Genomic DNA, 16,421 nt, shown 5'->3' on the forward strand with positions numbered 1-16,421 from the left:
CGAAAGGAAGTTCGACTATGGCTTTTAAGATTGCTTGTTTCGGGGTACACGATTATGAGGTGCCTTTCTTCAATAAATTAAACAAGTACAATTACGACTTGAAACTGATCCCGGCCTTACTGACTCACGACAATGTCGGCGAAATTGAGGGGTGCGACGCGGTGCTCCTGCGGGGCAACTGTGTGGCAGATGCCCAGAACTTGGCCAAGATGCACGAGTATGGTATTACCTATGTGTTCACCCGAACCATCGGCTATGACCATATCGATCTCAAGGCCGCGGCCGGCTACGATATGAAAGTTGCCCGTGTCCCTGGGTATTCCGCCTATTCCGTAGCCGAACTGGCCCTGACTCTGGGGATGATGCTGTTCCGCCATACAGCCTATGCCACGGCGAACACCGCCCAGGGCGACTATCGTGTGACCCCCACCTACTTCAGTAAAGAAGCCCATAGTTCCACGATTGGCATCATCGGCACCGGCCATATTGGCGTGACCGAAGCCCAACTGTGGAAAGGCATGGGCGCGACCGTCTTGGGTTATGACGTCTACCAATCCGATGCGGCTAAGGCGGTCGTTGATTTCGTCAGTCTGGACGAATTGGTCGCGAAGGCCGACATCATTTCTCTGCACGTGCCCTACTTCCCTGGTCAAAACGACAAAATGATCAACGCCGAGCTAATCAGCAAAATGCAACCCCATGCGGTACTGGTCAACACTGCCCGGGGTGAACTGGTCGACTATGATGCGGTCTTGGCCGCGTTGAAAGACGACCGCTTAGACGGGTTTGCCAGTGATGTCCTGTTGGCGGAAGGCCAAATCTTCGGTAAAAAACTGGCTGGCAACGACACTTTGCCATTGCCCGTTCTGCGCGACTTGGCCAGCCTATATCCTAAGGTGCTGTTCACCCCGCACATGGGCTCACTGACCGAACCGGCGCTGGAAGGCATGATTTCTGTCAGCTACGAGAACTTCAATACAGCCTTAACGACTGGGCATGTACCCAATGCAGTGACAGCCAAATAAACCAGCAGCACAAACAGGCATCGCAATCGTATTTCACGGTTGCGATGCCTGTTTTGTTTAGCCGTCGCTGTGCGCACTCAGTGCCCTATAATCGTAAGAGGTCGTTAAACGGGCGTATATGAAAAAGTGGCGCAACCCTCTAACATAAGGATTGCGCCACTGCTGTACTCGAATTATTTATTCGTGGCAGATCTCCTGCACTTTCGGTGACCAGGGTAAATAGTCCTGTAGGACCGTCAAGTCCCCGGGCACCGGCAAATTAGGTAATGCCGCAAACAAATAGTTCAAGTATTGACGAAGGTCGAGGTGATTTATCTCTGCAGTTTTGAGCACACTTAATAAGATGCCCGTCGCTACGGCGCCGCGTTTGCTCTGTGAGAAGAGCCAATTTTTGCGGCCCATCACCAGCTCTTTGACGGCTCGTTCGGCCCGGTTATTGGATAACTCCAACCGGCCGTCTTGGAGAACCGCCCGTAATCCTACTTCATGGCCCAGTGCGTATTCAACTGCGCGACCAAGTTTGGATTTCGGTAAGTAACTGTCACCCAATTCAAACAACCATTTGAAGAAGGCATCCATCTGCGGCTGGAGGTGTTCTTTACGCTGCGCAAGTCGCTCAGTTGCGGGCAGGCCACGCCATCCCTGTTCCAAGTGGAACATCTCATTACAGTATTGCCGACCAATGGGTGCCAATCCGGTATCACCACCGGTAACCGCTTCGTCGAACTTCCGCCGGACGTGCGCCCAGCAATAAACATTGGTCAGATCCGGCAACCGGGGATACACAGCATAGCCATCGGTCTGCAGGTATTTCGTATATCCCTTAAGGAAGCGCTCAGCTTCGCCGTACCCGCGGGTGTCGCCGTGGTCATACAGGATAATTTGATGCTCCGCAAACTTGCCTGAGGTGTAAACCCAGTAATAGGTCTTGGCCTTCTTGATGGCGAGCACCCGGTAGGGCGTCTCATCGGCGTGAATGATATCCTGGGCCAGCAGTTCTTGATGCATCAAATTGTAGAGCGGCCGCAGATATTCTTCGGCTGCCTTGATAGGCCAACCAGACAGGGCTTGCCGGGTAAAATCTGCGCCACGATTATGCCAGAGCTTTTCTTGCCGGTAATCCGGCACTTTATAGATAAATTTGGTCAAGATTGATTCGGTCACGACCGCATTTGAAGCCATACTGTGGGAGATCACGGGCTTCGGTACGTCTGCTTTCTTGGTGATTACCTTACCGTGGTCTTGTAAACACTGCTCGTTAGTGCAGACGTAAGTGTGCTGGTAAACAGTGGTGGCCAACAACTTAACGGGGACAAAGTCGACCTCTTTACGTACGGCTGTCCGCCCAATATCGGCCATCATCTTCCCACATCCTGGGCAAATCTGATCTTCAGTGTCTAAAGTATAGTCGCGAGTGTTTTGTGGTAATTGACTCAGGTCCATCGATTTTCGGTGAACCACTTTCTTAGGGCGTTTCTTGACTGGCTCGTCTTCGCCACTCGCCTTGGCGACCGCTGCTTGTTCTTCCTGGGTGAGCACGTGTTCGTTGAAGAGGTTGGTTTGCCCATCTGGCAAATTTTGGCTGGATTCGCGGCGACGACCATAGAGAACACGTTTCAATACGGCCAGCTGCTCCTGCATCTGTTGGTTTTCGTGGAGTAAATTTTGGACGATAGTCCGTAATTGCTCGGGGGTGGCATCTGCGAGTGCAATGCTATTTTTTGGGTCGACCAATGTGTGGCCCTCCTGAATTATTGATTATTGGATTATATCATTTATAGATCATAAAAAGGAAGAGGTAATACCAAATTTCATTTGGCATCCTCTTCCACATTTAATTGGTATATCCGACCCTGCGGTCATGAATGGTACGCCTCTCAATAATACTTAGACCAGTGATCAATCGTTTTAACTGGTAATGGCTTAGTCGTTGTACGTCGGACCGGTTGCGGGGCCATTGCAGGTGGCCGTTCTCGAACCGCTTGTAATAGAGGACGAAGCCGCTGCGATCCCAGTAAAGGGCCTTGAACCGGTCCCGCTGACTGCCGCAAAATAGGAATAGTGAGTGGTCGTACGGGACTTCGTTCTCACCATAGAGTTCCCGCAGTGAGGCAGCTAAACCGTCAATTCCTTTGCGGAGGTCAGTCTTGCCACAGATGATGTAGATGTTAAGTTCTTGGATATTGGGGAACATTACCAGTCAACTCCTGTAAGACGATGTGCCGAGTGCTCCGATCAGCACCATTATAAAAAATCACTTCGGCATCTTTGAGCTTGATTCGAGCAGCTATCTGGGGCTTCCCACCAGTGCTGGGTGTCCGATCTGTCATTTGAACCGGCACAATATCTTTAATTTGAACCATAAAAAGCCTCCTTGTGCACTTGATGACTCAAGCATACAAGGAGGCTACGGCGCGAACCATATACCCGTTTAACGACCGCTTACCTATAATCCGTCCGTTAAGACCCACGTCATTGTCGCCGTATAGTGACCGTTCAAGCCGCTGGAACCAGTCGCGTTATTCAAACAAAAGTCCAGCGGACCATTGATAAAGTCGAAAGTCTGCGACCCTGTCTGGTCCTTGGCCACCGTAAATGGCGTACCCATAATGCTGTTGAAATAGTTTGCTTGATCCATTAGTCCCAGGTTCAGCTGCTCGGTGGAGACTTGGACAGCAGTCGATTGACTGACAAAGGGGGTCGCTGAAACTGATAAGGACCACGGTTGGCTTGTCTGCACTCGATCGTCATCAACTTGTACTGCGTAAGTACTGTTCACCGGTTGGAAAAGTGCACCAACAATATTGAACGCATGCTTGCCAAAATCAAGGGGGTTGGCATCAACCTTCAAGGATAGCGTATCGGACTTAAAAGCTACCATCCCGGTTACTGCTTGTGCCCCATAACTGGCAGGCAGACTGTACTGTATTTGATGCTGTCCCAGCTGGTTGATTGCATTCGAGGCAGTTGACTGAATAAGACTGGTCGGAATCTGGGTGATCGTGCCATTCGCCAAAATCTTAAAAGCCGTCACTTGATTGGTATCAATTGACCACTGCCGCCAATTCGCGGGCACCGTAGAGAGTTGTTTCATGACGACTGTTGGTTTGCCAACAAGAATGGCATTTGTCGTCTGATAGATATTGACATAACTGAGTATCTCAGTCGTATTACCCTGATCATCCGCAGCAATAATATATACCGGTTTGTTAGTGCCGGCAGCGGACCACAGATCAGCCGCATTTTTACTGTTGTCATACTGATAAGTAATCGCCTTATTCCAAATATTGGAGCCCGTTGCACTGACGAAATCCGTTGCCGTTTTAATAAAACTAGCGGCACTCAGCGGCGCACTGGCGGCCGCCACTGCAGAACGCGCCTCACTGCTGCCATACGGCGTGACTACCGGCGGTGTGGCATCGGTGACGGGCGTGTTGGTGCTGCTATCATTACCGTTTTTGAACGCATAGGCCTGAATCCGGCCATTCGTTGTTGGGCTGGCATTAGCGGTATCGCTGGGATTGCTTGCCATTAAGGGCGCATTGCCGGCAGTGTTGATCGTAAATCGGCCATCAGCTCCTGAAACCGCATTGAAATTGGCCGTATACTGGGTGCCCAGTGACGGGTTATTCGCAACTGGTGAGACGATCGTCGCTGGCGCAATTGGTTGATCTGCATTAACTTGCGCCGCAGTATAGGTCGGCGTCGTGCCGTTGGTCCAAATGGCATTACTATTTTTATTATTCACATGCCCGCTCACCCGTACGTAGGCACCAGCAAGGGGTTTCTCAGCGCCGGTGAGTCCGTCCAAGGTAGTGACCGTCCCCGTCACTGTCGTTGATTTATCCGTTAAAGCATTCAAATTGATATTGACACTGGCTACATAAGTGTATTGTACCCGCTGCAGCTTGTCCGTGTTGAAGGCCGAAAAAGCCGTTTGCGATCCCTGATCCGTTGAACTGCCAGTAGAACTTCGCCAGCCAGAAGAAGCATAGACCGATGACATCTTAAACATACTCTGGTACAGCGCATCGTAGTTGGCTAAATTATTCCAACAGCTGCTGTCTGTGCCCCAATTCGTGTTGCCCTTATTCCACGTATAAACATTCTGCGTGTCCACATTCAGCGTGCCGGACGGACTATATACCAGCGCTGGTGAAATGCCGCCATTGGCCGCATAAGTCGCAGCGGTAGTGTCATCCTCGATATTGACAGAAAAAGCCCGGGAGAATTGAAAGTTTGACCCCGACCCCATATACAGCAAGCCGTTAGTCTTATTACTGGCAGCAGTGCCATTACTCGTGTGCGTTAAAGAAAAGCGCGCGTATTGGGATAAAAGAAAATTAGATCCATTGGCCCCATCAATCACTGGATTAGGCGTATTACAGTTAATTGCAGATACGTTGAGCTGGGCAAATTGGCCCACACTCACCGTGGACGAGGTGCCAATACTTAATGGACCGCCAATATTGGCAGTACCAATCGAGCCGCCCGACTGATACGAGTTATACGGCCCATCTGAATTAATATTAACGGCGGCATGATCGGCGATTACAAAGTTGCTCTTGACTGAGTTGTAATTATCTACAGTAATACCATTATATGGTGTGCCAGAAATCGTGTTGTTGTTTAAATTAACATTTAAAGTGGCATACGGCGATACCGTCAGCGTCCCATTAACAACCAGTAAACCCTGCGTCCACGCCGTGAACCCGCGATTGCCAGCGTTAGATAAAGTGACCTGAGCGTTTTGATCAATCAGGGCCGCCCCATTGTAGTTAATCCATTTACCAAGAGAAATACAACCCGAGCCATCACTTGATCCGATGTATACAGTATTTTTAGCAAAAGTAACACTCGATACCTCAATATTTTCTTGATAGGCATACCCAGTGACTGCTTTGGTGCGGCTATAATTGTTGCTGCTGTCCAGTCCAGTGTAGCTCTTCTGGCAGTATACCGTATTGTATCCCGTAAAAGTCACATTAGCGTAATACGACGCGGTTAACTGCGATCCTTGATAATCAATGTTGCGATAAATGAGTTTAGTATTTTGCGCCGCAGTCCCATTCTGATCCCGCAAAGTTAATGGTCCCCAGTAACTGGTGCCGCAAAGTTGAATATTGTTGAATGCCACAGTACCCTGAAACGTGTTATTCAGATATATTTCCGGGCCCTCGTTTCCCCAATAATTCCCCTCTAACGTATATTGACCCTGATTACCGTCAATCACAAAATTACGGGCGGGAACATTACCGCTCGTGGCCGAAAGCATACTCCGCGATTGATACCCAGAAACTGCACTGCCGCTCATTAAAATATTCGCACCCAGTTGAATGTAATGGACATTCTTGTTCGTGAGCGCGGCAATCAACTGATCAGCAGTTTTCACAATTGTCGGCACATTATTATCCGCGGCTTTTATGGCTTGAATGGTGTTATATGTGCCCACATCATCATAATCGGTCATTGCATCAGCATAGCGGCCGCTCGCATCCGCCAAGTTTTGGATCGGCAGCGCCCGATATTTCAAGAGTGCACTGCTGCGGTTAGCATCAACTTTGCTTTCCCGAATTGTCAAATTAAGTGCAACAGTGAAGACTCATCCATGTGAATTGGTTTAGTGTGAATTGGTTTAGGTAGTGGGCAGGGATTCCTCCAGGCCCAGGGGGGAGGCCTGGAGCGCCGCGATTGCGCTGCGGTATCCAAGGCACTTCCTTAACCGGTGGTTTAAGACATCTTGGCTCTTACGAATCTTCTCCTTAGAGACTTCCCATAGTGATTGACCCTTTGGAATGAATTCTCGAATCAAGCCGTTGGCATTCTCGTTACTGCCACGTTCACTGGGTGTATAGGGATGGCAGTAGTAGATCTTTGTTCCTCTGAGTTGGTCCAAGAGGGCGAACTCAGAACCGTTGTCGAAGGTGATGGAGTGGAATAGATAAGGATCATGTGTGTTCAGAACGTATTGCATGGCCTCTAAGCAAGTCCGGGCGTGATAGTTTGGGATCTTGTAGATCAGCTCATAACGTGTGACACGTTCTGTCAGGGTGAGTAATGCTGGTTGGTCGGCAGAACGCTTCCCCTTCACCAGGTCGCCTTCCCAGTCACCAACAAACCAGCGGTTATTGATTTGTTTGGGCCGCTTGTCGATGGACGTTCCAGCGATGCGTTTATTCTTACGCGCATGACTACGGCCTGGCCTTTTCTCGCGACGCCGCAACTTCTCAGGCAGATCCATGTTGGTCACTGACAACAGTCCGGCATCAATGTAGCGATACACGGTCGGCGTTGAGGGGCACGAACGATTAGGCCAGAGTTGCTGGAACTGATGCACGTACCCATCAATACTTTGTTCACGATACGCATGCTTCTTGATCTGAGCGGTCAGCCAGTTAAAGAAGTAGGTACACTTCTCCAACATGCTCTTGGCGTGGGAATGGGTCTGTCGTTCTTCGTGTTGTCGTTGGGCAGCATCAAAGAAGTAATCCTTGTAGTAATGATAATTCGAATCCCGTTGCTGGACTCGGCCGCGCTTAAGCTCACGGCTTACCGTACTAGGGGAATGATGGATGATGTGTGCAATATCGCGAATGGAATATTCATGGGAGTGCCAAAGCGCATCAATTATTCCGCGCTCGCCCTCTGTGAGTTGAGTGTACGAGCCGAGACTGTTAGACTGATTGTGGGTCATGAAGGTCACCTTTCTTGGTAGTTTAGTCGCTTCAAGGATAGGTCTTCATGGCCTATTTTGTTAAATCAACCCGGTCGATTGGTCTAACTCAATCGGTGTTGCACTTCAATTTTAAATCCGGCTCAACTTTGCTTTCAGAAAAAAATTGATTCGAGCGCACTGGTGAATAATTGGTCTCAGTTGCATCCGCTAAGCAAGTACCACTATGTACGACCAATGCGGCGAAAATCATGAATACTGCCAGAACAAGTGCGCTCAACCAAACGCTGGGTGGATCAATATCTTTGTACACTTCATTAGTGTGTTCCATTACTATTCCCCCTCGGTGTACCGCCCTATTGTCAACTAAGATGCCTGCCGATACTGTCAGCCCGGCCTGCTGGTTGATTCATTGAAAAAGCCAACGGCCCCCACTCTCTCGCCGACACAATCTGACTCGTTTCGCCAGACTTAGCTTTTATTCCATTTATCCACTCAACTAAGCGCACTAAACTTAAGTTTCGGTCATTGGCATACAATTTATGATAAGCCCACCTTCGAGATATTTCAACATAAGTATGCCCATAATGTACACTTTTTAGGATGCGAAAAGGCCAGTTTTAATCAGCTAACAAACGCGGAAATTTCCATTTAATAAACGGTTTCATCAAGTTTATCAGCCTCTTTGTTTGTTGGAATGCTGATATGAATTAGCCCTTAGTAGACTGTCGATGCCTAGTATCGACAGTCTTTGGCCTATCCGAGTCGAAAATAGATTTCAGTACTAATTTTCCCTAATTAACTATTCAGTCCTGAATTCGTCTAGCCGCAGGCCGGGCCAAAGTCGGGGACTGTCAGTTATTTTCGGTTAACCTGACGCACAGACCGTCAAGATAGCGCTTTTGTCGAAAATGGAAATCCATGGTACAGTTAGGTTTGATAATGTATTTTATTCTGCAAGTGACGGGTGGCAATGCATAATGATCCATCGTGGATTTGCCCTGTCGTTAGCCCCGCCCTGCGATAGTGATCGCTGATTACTGAACAAACTCAAAGGAGACCGAGACAATGACAGATGCAATTGAATTAAAAGCCGGGAATGTGTTCCAAAAAGACGGCAAATTGATTAAAGTATTGGAAACCAATCACCACAAGCCTGGCAAGGGCAACACGGTGATGCAGATGAAGCTGAACGATGTCCGGAGCGGTTCCATCGTCCAAACAACGATGCGGCCCACTGAAAAAGTTGAATTGGCCGAAATGGACCATAAGAACGCCCAATATCTGTACAGCCAAGACGATACAGCCTACTTCATGGATACGGACACTTACGATCAGTATGAGCTGCCCCTTTCCCATATTTCGGAAGAGGTCAAGTACCTGGTACCCAACATGCAGGTCCAGCTGGAATTCTTCGAAGGCGAACTGATCAGCCTGGATCTGCCGACCACGGTGGATCTGAAAGTCACCGAGACCACGCCGAGTATCAAGGGCGCCACAGCCGCCAGCGGCGGCAAGCCGGCGACCATGGAAACCGGGTTGGTCGTCCAGGTACCGGACTTCATTCAAACCGGTGAAGTGTTAACAATCAATACAACGAACGGGGCGTACAAGTCTCGGGCGCAAAACTAGGCAGTAATGACGAAACAGCCGCCCGGCTTTCTGAAACAGAAAACCGGGCGGCTGTTTTATTTTGCATTTGCTGATTGCCAGAGACTGGCAAATGCGTAGTGCTACAATACAAGCAAAACTTTCAGGGGGAGATTGGATGACAAATTGCATTTTCTGCCAAATTATTGCTGGGGTATTGCCGAGTTACCGCATTGCCGAAAATAAACAGGCCATCGCGTCTTTAGCGACGGCCCGCGATATGGATGGTCACATTCTGGTAGTCCCGCGCCAGCATATCCAAAGTATTTTAGACTGCGATGATGCGACTTTGGCCGCGGTCATGCAGCTCACCCGCCAAATTTCAGCCCATCTGGTTCAAGCCTGCGGTTATGCCGGCGTCAATTTACTCAACGCCAGCGGGACCAGCGCTGGCCAGTCCGTTCTCCACTTTCATATCCATATTCTGCCGCGCCGAACAGGCGACGGGATCAATGCGTGGCCCGCCCTGCCCGGTGCGACTGAAGATTTAGCAACTATCGCCCAACGGATCAGGCTAAACTAGCCGCTGGTTGATCAATCGGCCCGCTAAAGTACGGCTCTTCAATCGTCAGTCCTGGTTCGTCCAGGTCGATCTTGGCCAATGCCCCATACGGCAATATTGTCCGGGGATAGGCGTGGCCAAAATTCACGTTGTAGAGAATTGGCGTCTCGTACGACGCCGTGACCTTAGTCAAAATATCCTGGTAGTCCGCATAATACTGCTCATCCTGCGGTTTCCCGACAATGATCCCGTTGACCGCCGCCAGTACCCCCTGCTCATCTAGTTTGTCCAGCATCCGCCGATATAGTGCCGGACTCGGCCGGTCTTCACTGGTCTCAATGAACAAAATCTTGCCCTGCCATTCGTCGGCTGCCGGGAAAATCTGATAGACGGCCGCCGCCCGAGCCTCATCGGGATACCGGTTCGTCGTCAGTATATCGTACAAGCTGTCCAAACAACCGCCCAGCAGCCGGCCGTAGACCTGGCCAGTACCGCGCAGCACTTCGTAACCGTGGGTCTCTGGATGGCTCACCCGGGGCGTGTCCACCGCGCGCACAGAAAAATCCTTTCTTTCTTCGTACCACACCGGGCTGGACGGAATCACCGTCCGCGCCGGATTAGTGAAATAATGGTTCAGGGTCTCCGCTGTATACGGCAATAGCTGCTTATCGAGTTCTGCCCAGTCGTTCAAAATATTGGGCCCATAGAAGCTCTGCATCCCTAACCGATAGAACATTAAGTGATTGATGGTGGTATCTGAAAAGCCGGAAAAGATTTTTGGCGTATCCTGGACCGCACAAACAAACGAGTAATCCGTCATCAAATACGGCAGCAGCCGATAGGTGTCGTCACCGCCAATGGCACAGAAAATCCCTTTGATCTGTGCATTCCAGAAAGCCAGTTTCAAGTCTTCCGCCCGGGCCTCTGGATGGGTCGCCAAGTAATCTAATCCGCGCCGGGCGTGGGGCATGTATTCCGGCACAAGACCGGCAGCGTGGAGCCGCTTTTCGGCCAACGTGCGTTGGTGCTTGGCCGCCTGCTCGCCTAAAATACCGCTGGACAAGCTAACCAAGGCCACGTGATCCCCATGTTGGAGCGGCTCGGGCTTGCTCAGGTGCTCCGGATGCAGCTCCCGGTGCATTTTGATAAATTCATAGTGCCCGCCATTGGTTGCCTGCATGTAAGTCCCGTCTTCATGGAAGCCCAAACGATGATACAGCCGGATCGCCCGCTTGTTGAACACCGCCACGGCCAGATTGACCTGGCGATAAGCAAAGTGCTGGCCGACAAAGTCTAAAACACAGGTCCCAAATGCTTGGCCCAACCCATGCCCAGTGAGATCCGGCCGTAACCCCAGCCCAATTTCACAAGTCGTCGCATTGACCCGTTCTACCACAAAGAAGCCGATTACGGCGCCATCAGTATCGGTCACTTGCCAATACAGATCGCCCCGTTTCTCTGGGCTAACCAATTCTGCATAATCTTCCGGATCGGCTGTCATGTCGTAGAACGCATATTGGCCCGGATAATGCCACTCATCGGCAATCATCTGGGCTGTTTTTTGAGTAATTTGACTAATTGTCCATTCCTTGTGCATAACGCGTTTCCTCCCATTCGCCGCGTAAGATGCCATACTTCATCGAGTCCCAATACTGATTTTGCCAATACCGTACTTGCCGGATGCGCGCTTCTTCGCGCATGCCGATTTTCTCCGCCACTCGCATCATCCGAATGTTCCCCGACCACGTCGTCAAACCCACATGAGGCAAATCCACCATACCAAAGACCCGGTCCAGCCACAGGCGCAGCGCCGTTGTGCCCACGCCTTGCCCCCAGATGTCGTTAACGTAAACCACAATACCCACTTCCAGCCAACGTTCCAGAATGCCGTCTGAATAATACGCAAAAACAGCTCCTACCAGACGGTCATCCAGAAAGATCCCATTCTTAAACGGATCATGCGCCCAAGCGTGCATTTCATCCTCGGTCATGGGCGCGTCATGAAAATAAGGCCCGTTCCAGTTCTGCCATTCTTCATGGCCAGCCCCGTAAGCAATTTGCCAGAGCAGCTGGATATCGGTTTGCTGGAGCGGGCGAATCGTTACAGTCATATGTTTTCTCCTAATTGAGTTAATGTCATCAAAGTCGGGGTGTCGCCGGCATTCTGTACTGCCAGATAATACTCACCCGTTGGGGTCTGCAAAGTTGTTTCGACTAAGTATAAATCACTATTCTCTGAAAATGTTAACAAAAAGCGCATTTCATCCGGTTCAGCCACCGCCAAGCGGTCCCACGCTTCCTGGAAGACGGGGTTGTTTTTGATGGTCGTAAATACCCGATACAGAAAGGCGGAATCGGCATCACTGCTGTAAATCTGGCGAAACCGGGCAGTTTGTAAATGGGCGACTTCCCGCCAATCATCAACGGCGGTCTGTAAGAACGGATCACGAAATATCCGCCAGACAACGTTACGCCGCAACGCGCTCTGGCCGGTCAAATCACCATATACTGCCGCAAAAGTCGGATTCCACGCCACGATCGTCAACTGGCGATCCATGAGATACGCCGGCCGCGGCAGCTGGGCCAGCCCGCAGCGCCGCACTGACACCGCTGACTGGCCGCTCCAGAGGACGCTGGCCCACCAAATTAAACACGTAACGCGTTTCGGCGGGACTCAATTGCAGCACCCGACACAGGGCGGCCAACACTTCCGGAGACGGATTGGCCCCCAATCGGCCCTGCTCGATGCGTGCGTACCAATCAGTGCTGACATGGGCCCGCTCGGCCACTTCTTCCCGGCGCAGCCCCGTTACCCGCCGGTGCGGTCCGCGAGTAATGCCGAATACACTGGGATCCGCATTCAGCCGCTTATATTTCAAAAAATGGCCTAATACCTTCTCGTTCGTTGCACTCACTCCTGACCCGAACCAGGGACTCGTTACCCTAGGATAAACCAGCTCTTCCTCCGGCCGGCAAACACCTGCATACTCAAGCTGTTGGTTGAAATCAGTATAGCATGCCTAGGAGGTTATTTTATTATGACAGTAAAAATTGGTATTAATGGGTTTGGCCGGATCGGCCGCCTCGCATTTCGCCGCATCTTAGCGTTACAGGACACAAACGATATTCAGGTGGTGGCAATCAACGATCTCACCTCACCGACGATGCTCGCCCATTTGTTAAAGTATGATTCGACCCACGGTACACTGGCAGCCACCGTCAGTGCCACCGAGCACGCGATTATCGTCAATGGCCAAGCCCTTACGGTGTATGCCGAACCAGACGCCAGCCAGCTGCCCTGGGTAAAAAATGACGGCGTTGACTTTGTTTTGGAATGTACCGGCTTTTACACCTCCCGGACGAAAGCCCAGGCCCACCTGCAAGCCGGCGTCAAGCGAGTACTGATCTCGGCCCCCGCTGGGAACGATGTCAAAACCATCGTGTTCAACGTGAATGACCAGATTCTGACCGCCGCCGACACAATTGTCTCCGCCGGCTCCTGTACGACCAACTGCCTGGCACCGATGGCCGCAGTCCTGGATAAAGAATTCGGTGTTGCCGCTGGCACCATGACCACCGTCCACGCCTACACGTCCACCCAAATGCTGCTGGACGGCCCCGTCCGCGGCGGCAACCTGCGCGCCGCCCGCTCGGCCGCGGTGAACACCATCCCCCATTCCTCCGGCGCGGCCAAAGCGATCGGCTTGGTGCTGCCCCAGCTGAATGGCAAACTCCAAGGCCACGCCCAACGTGTCCCCGTCACAGACGGTTCGCTGACCGAGCTGGTGACGATCCTGAACCGCAAAGGATTGACCGCCAATCAGGTCAACGCCGCCATCCAACCCTATACTCAGGACAATCCCAGTTTTGGCTGGAACGCTGACGGTATTGTTTCCAGCGACGTCATCAATACGACGTACGGATCCATCTTCGATCCTACCCAAACCAGCGTCGTCACCGCCGGCGACCAGCAACTGGTGAAAACCGTAGCCTGGTATGACAACGAGTATGGTTTTACATGCCAGATGGTTCGGACATTGCTGAAATTCGCCCAATTGTAATCAGTTGACCAGACGTGGGCCGCATCCTAGGGTGCGGCCCTTTTTGTCTGATTTAGTTTGAACCGGCTCAGTTGCCAGCTAACTCCCCCGCAGCAGATTGGGCGTTTTATTCTGTCAGGCCCACAAAGTTGCTGACAAACCGGCCCATCTGCGCTGGTGTTTCACCCATGCCGGTTTGCAGCCAGCGTACTGCCATATTGACCACAGCACCCGCTAAAAACTCTGTCCAGTATTTCTTGCCGATACGCGACGGGTGGGCCTTAACGACCAAATCATTCTTTACCAAATACTCAAAAGCTGATTCAAACGAGTGAATCAGACTGCTCTCCAGACCAACTTTCACCAGGGTCAATTGGGTATCGCGCGATTGAGCAGCGAGTTCAAAATAGCGGATAAACATGGTTGTCGTGGTGATAATCCCCTGATCTGGCAACTGCCGCATATACTGCACAACACTCATGATGTTTTCTTGGTAAATAATATCTGCGTACGATTGAAAATGATGATAATAATAAGTCCGTGAGACGCCTGCCTCGCGGCACAATACAGCCACCGAAATATCGCTCATCCGATGATCTTCAAGCAATCGAATCAATGCTTGAAAAATAGCCAACAGCTTTTTTCGACTCAATTCTTGTGGCGACATAGTTTACAAGTTCCCGCCTTTATGTAACTCATAGATTCACCCATCATATTACACCTGTTAAGCTTCCTAACGAATTCTGAAAAACAATTTGTTAAGGAGGATGTGTTTGCATGAAAACACTGCAACAAAAACTCATTGTACTCGCAATGGCCATCAGTATCTTTCTCTGTGTCCTGGATACTACTGTCATGAACATTGCACTGCCTGCTATTCAAAGCGGGCTGAACGTGAATCTCTCAGATTTGTCTTGGGCGCTGAATATTTATACGATCACCTTCGCTGTCTTCACTATTCCGTTGGGCCGGGTCGCCGATATTTTTGGCCGGCACAAGGTTTTCTTAGTTGGCTTATTGCTTTTCCTGATTGGCTCGGCATTATCCGGGGCGGCAATGAATGTGCCATTTCTAGTCACTGGCCGCGGCATCCAAAGTTGGGGGGCGGCCATCATCTTCCCCACCGGCATAACCATCGGGATTACCAGTACCAGTTTGCAAAAACGGACGGGAGTCGTCGCTACGCTGGGTATCATGCAAGGTCTAGCCGCCGCCATGGGGCCGACAATTGGCGGCATTATCACGCAATATCTTGGCTGGCGCTGGGTATTCATGATCAACCTCCCATTAGGTATTCTCGTTGGCTTGCTTTGCTTACGTTACCTGAATTTCAAAGACGAGCAGCGGATTGCGGCCCAGATTGATTATGCCGGTATGGTACTGTCGATGATCATGCTGTTCACGTTGACCCTCGCTTTGATCAACGGTAATGCCTGGGGCTGGGCTAGTCCGCGGATCATTGGTCTATCGATTACCAGCCTGAGCGCCTTGATTCTCTTTGTCATCGTTGAGCGGCACGTCAAATCGCCAATGATTCCTCTACGTCTATTCAGGGATCGGCAATTTACCGGGGCGGCTCTGGCCGTGATCATTACCGGTATTTTCCTCGTCGCCGTGATGGTGATTCTGCCGACATTTTTCACGAAGGTCCAAAACCACAGTGAACTGCAAGCTGCCTTGATGATTACGCCCACTTCCGCGATGATTTTCTTATTTTCGCCCCTGAGCGGTTTTCTGATCAAAAAGCTTGGCCCGCGTTTAGTGATCTTTACCGGCTTTATCAGTATGTTGGCCGGCTATGGGGTGCTCTATATCATGGATCCTAACATCTATCAGCAAGTTGTTTGGGCTTGTCTGCTAATTGGGATTGGTTTCGGCATCGTGGCTGGACCCATCGTTGTCTTGGGTGCTTCGGACTTCACGGGGGAATTACTGACGGCCTCGCAAAGTGTTTTGGGCCTATTTCGGCAAATTGGTTCTGTCCTAGCCGTCGCCATCTTTGTCTCTGCGTTGACGGTCAACTTAACGAACGCCAAGACGGCCACCATCGATCAAGCGGACCGCATCATCAATACGTTGACCATCAATAGTGCTGCTAAACAAACAATGAAGCAGCAGGTACAAACGCAAATGGCCGCCGAGGGTGGTTCAACCGGCTCGACAAAAAAGAAATTTATCTCGGCGCAGCAAGAAGACACGCTGATTCGCACCACCTATGAAAAGGAAATCACCAAAATGCAGGCAACCGGGACTATTCTTCCGGCAACAGTGAAGGATAAAATCCATGCTCAGGTGACCAAGAATGTCAAACAGGCCATTAACAAGGAAAATCAACAGATGACCGCCGCCGTCAGCCAAATCAAGACAACGGCCAAGAACAACATCACGAATGCCTTCATGATGCCCTATCGGCAAGCCTTGGTATTCCTCGCCTTAGCAAGTTTTATCTGCTTGCTGTTTGATCGCAAGCAACCGTATCAAGCAAAGCTGGCCAGCCGGTCCGCAAAATAATCTGATCAACCGCGGCCCTC

16 protein-coding genes and 1 pseudogene are annotated in these 16,421 nt (G+C 50.7%); 5 read left to right on the forward strand and 12 right to left on the reverse strand.

Annotated elements, in window-relative coordinates; all coding sequences use genetic code 11:
* The first annotated feature begins 17 nt into the window (after positions 1 to 17).
* Complete coding sequence (locus tag FMM01_RS10775) at positions 18 to 1,025, forward strand: NAD(P)-dependent oxidoreductase (protein WP_150392514.1); 1,008 nt, start codon at positions 18 to 20, stop codon at positions 1,023 to 1,025.
* A gap of 177 nt (positions 1,026 to 1,202) precedes the next feature.
* Here the strand turns inward: FMM01_RS10775 and tnpC are convergent, their stop codons facing one another.
* From tnpC to FMM01_RS10805, 6 genes are all read right to left on the reverse strand, one after another.
* Complete coding sequence (tnpC, locus tag FMM01_RS10780; protein ID WP_150391513.1) at positions 1,203 to 2,759, reverse strand: IS66 family transposase; 1,557 nt, start codon at positions 2,757 to 2,759, stop codon at positions 1,203 to 1,205.
* 100 nt (positions 2,760 to 2,859) lie between these two features.
* Positions 2,860 to 3,219, reverse strand: coding sequence for an IS66 family insertion sequence element accessory protein TnpB (gene tnpB / locus FMM01_RS10785; protein WP_057824131.1), 360 nt, complete (start codon positions 3,217 to 3,219; stop codon positions 2,860 to 2,862).
* Positions 3,194 to 3,388 (reverse strand): hypothetical protein, encoded by a 195-nt coding sequence (locus tag FMM01_RS10790; protein ID WP_150391512.1) that lies wholly within the window; start codon positions 3,386 to 3,388, stop codon positions 3,194 to 3,196. Before FMM01_RS10790 ends, tnpB begins: the two co-directional genes overlap by 26 nt.
* A gap of 83 nt (positions 3,389 to 3,471) precedes the next feature.
* Positions 3,472 to 6,558, reverse strand: a complete 3,087-nt coding sequence (locus FMM01_RS10795; protein WP_150392515.1) for a pectate lyase-like adhesive domain-containing protein — start codon at positions 6,556 to 6,558, stop codon at positions 3,472 to 3,474.
* Between the two features lie 102 nt (positions 6,559 to 6,660).
* Entirely contained in the window at positions 6,661 to 7,719 is a 1,059-nt protein-coding gene (locus FMM01_RS10800; protein WP_150391459.1) for an IS30 family transposase, read from the reverse strand.
* Between the two features lie 88 nt (positions 7,720 to 7,807).
* Entirely contained in the window at positions 7,808 to 8,029 is a 222-nt protein-coding gene (locus tag FMM01_RS10805) for a DoxX family protein (protein WP_150392516.1), read from the reverse strand.
* Between the two features lie 737 nt (positions 8,030 to 8,766).
* Between FMM01_RS10805 and efp the strand changes: the two genes are divergently transcribed.
* Both efp and FMM01_RS10815 read left to right on the forward strand, forming a co-directional pair.
* A complete protein-coding gene (gene efp / locus FMM01_RS10810; protein ID WP_027828358.1) occupies positions 8,767 to 9,330 on the forward strand; it encodes an elongation factor P in 564 nt (187 codons plus the stop codon).
* A gap of 136 nt (positions 9,331 to 9,466) precedes the next feature.
* Positions 9,467 to 9,871 carry an HIT family protein gene (locus FMM01_RS10815; RefSeq protein ID WP_150392517.1) on the forward strand — a complete coding sequence of 135 codons (405 nt, stop codon included), beginning with the start codon at positions 9,467 to 9,469 and terminating at the stop codon, positions 9,869 to 9,871.
* Here the strand turns inward: FMM01_RS10815 and FMM01_RS10820 are convergent.
* The 5 genes and pseudogenes from FMM01_RS10820 to FMM01_RS10835 all read right to left on the reverse strand — a co-directional run bounded on the left by FMM01_RS10820 (position 9,858) and on the right by FMM01_RS10835 (position 12,729).
* Entirely contained in the window at positions 9,858 to 10,964 is a 1,107-nt protein-coding gene (locus tag FMM01_RS10820) for a S66 family peptidase (RefSeq protein ID WP_223850065.1), read from the reverse strand. The two genes, FMM01_RS10815 and FMM01_RS10820, sit on opposite strands and share 14 nt — an antisense overlap.
* A 93-nt stretch (positions 10,965 to 11,057) precedes the next feature.
* Positions 11,058 to 11,483, reverse strand: a pseudogene (locus tag FMM01_RS16510) (GNAT family N-acetyltransferase); the annotation flags it as partial.
* Positions 11,425 to 11,961 carry a GNAT family N-acetyltransferase gene (locus tag FMM01_RS10825; protein WP_027828356.1) on the reverse strand — a complete coding sequence of 179 codons (537 nt, stop codon included), beginning with the start codon at positions 11,959 to 11,961 and terminating at the stop codon, positions 11,425 to 11,427. The pseudogene FMM01_RS16510 and the gene FMM01_RS10825, both read right to left, overlap by 59 nt.
* Complete coding sequence (locus FMM01_RS10830; protein ID WP_150392519.1) at positions 11,958 to 12,407, reverse strand: MmyB family transcriptional regulator; 450 nt, start codon at positions 12,405 to 12,407, stop codon at positions 11,958 to 11,960. The genes FMM01_RS10825 and FMM01_RS10830 overlap by 4 nt, the downstream gene beginning before the upstream one ends.
* Positions 12,349 to 12,729 (reverse strand): helix-turn-helix domain-containing protein, encoded by a 381-nt coding sequence (locus FMM01_RS10835; protein ID WP_190973345.1) that lies wholly within the window; start codon positions 12,727 to 12,729, stop codon positions 12,349 to 12,351. The genes FMM01_RS10830 and FMM01_RS10835 overlap by 59 nt, the downstream gene beginning before the upstream one ends.
* Positions 12,730 to 12,888: 159 nt before the next feature.
* Here FMM01_RS10835 and gap point away from each other — a divergent pair, with 159 nt between their 5' ends.
* Positions 12,889 to 13,911, forward strand: a complete 1,023-nt coding sequence (gene gap, locus FMM01_RS10840; protein ID WP_150392521.1) for a type I glyceraldehyde-3-phosphate dehydrogenase — start codon at positions 12,889 to 12,891, stop codon at positions 13,909 to 13,911.
* 106 nt (positions 13,912 to 14,017) lie between these two features.
* On the opposite strand, the gene FMM01_RS10845 is transcribed toward gap, so the two are convergent.
* Entirely contained in the window at positions 14,018 to 14,557 is a 540-nt protein-coding gene (locus tag FMM01_RS10845; RefSeq protein ID WP_150392522.1) for a TetR/AcrR family transcriptional regulator, read from the reverse strand.
* A gap of 110 nt (positions 14,558 to 14,667) precedes the next feature.
* Here FMM01_RS10845 and FMM01_RS10850 point away from each other — a divergent pair, with 110 nt between their 5' ends.
* Complete coding sequence (locus FMM01_RS10850; protein WP_150392523.1) at positions 14,668 to 16,401, forward strand: MFS transporter; 1,734 nt, start codon at positions 14,668 to 14,670, stop codon at positions 16,399 to 16,401.
* Positions 16,402 to 16,421: the final 20 nt, after the last annotated feature.

The sequence above is a fragment of the Schleiferilactobacillus harbinensis genome, assembly GCF_008694105.1.
In the GTDB taxonomy this organism is placed as follows: domain Bacteria; phylum Bacillota; class Bacilli; order Lactobacillales; family Lactobacillaceae; genus Schleiferilactobacillus; species Schleiferilactobacillus harbinensis.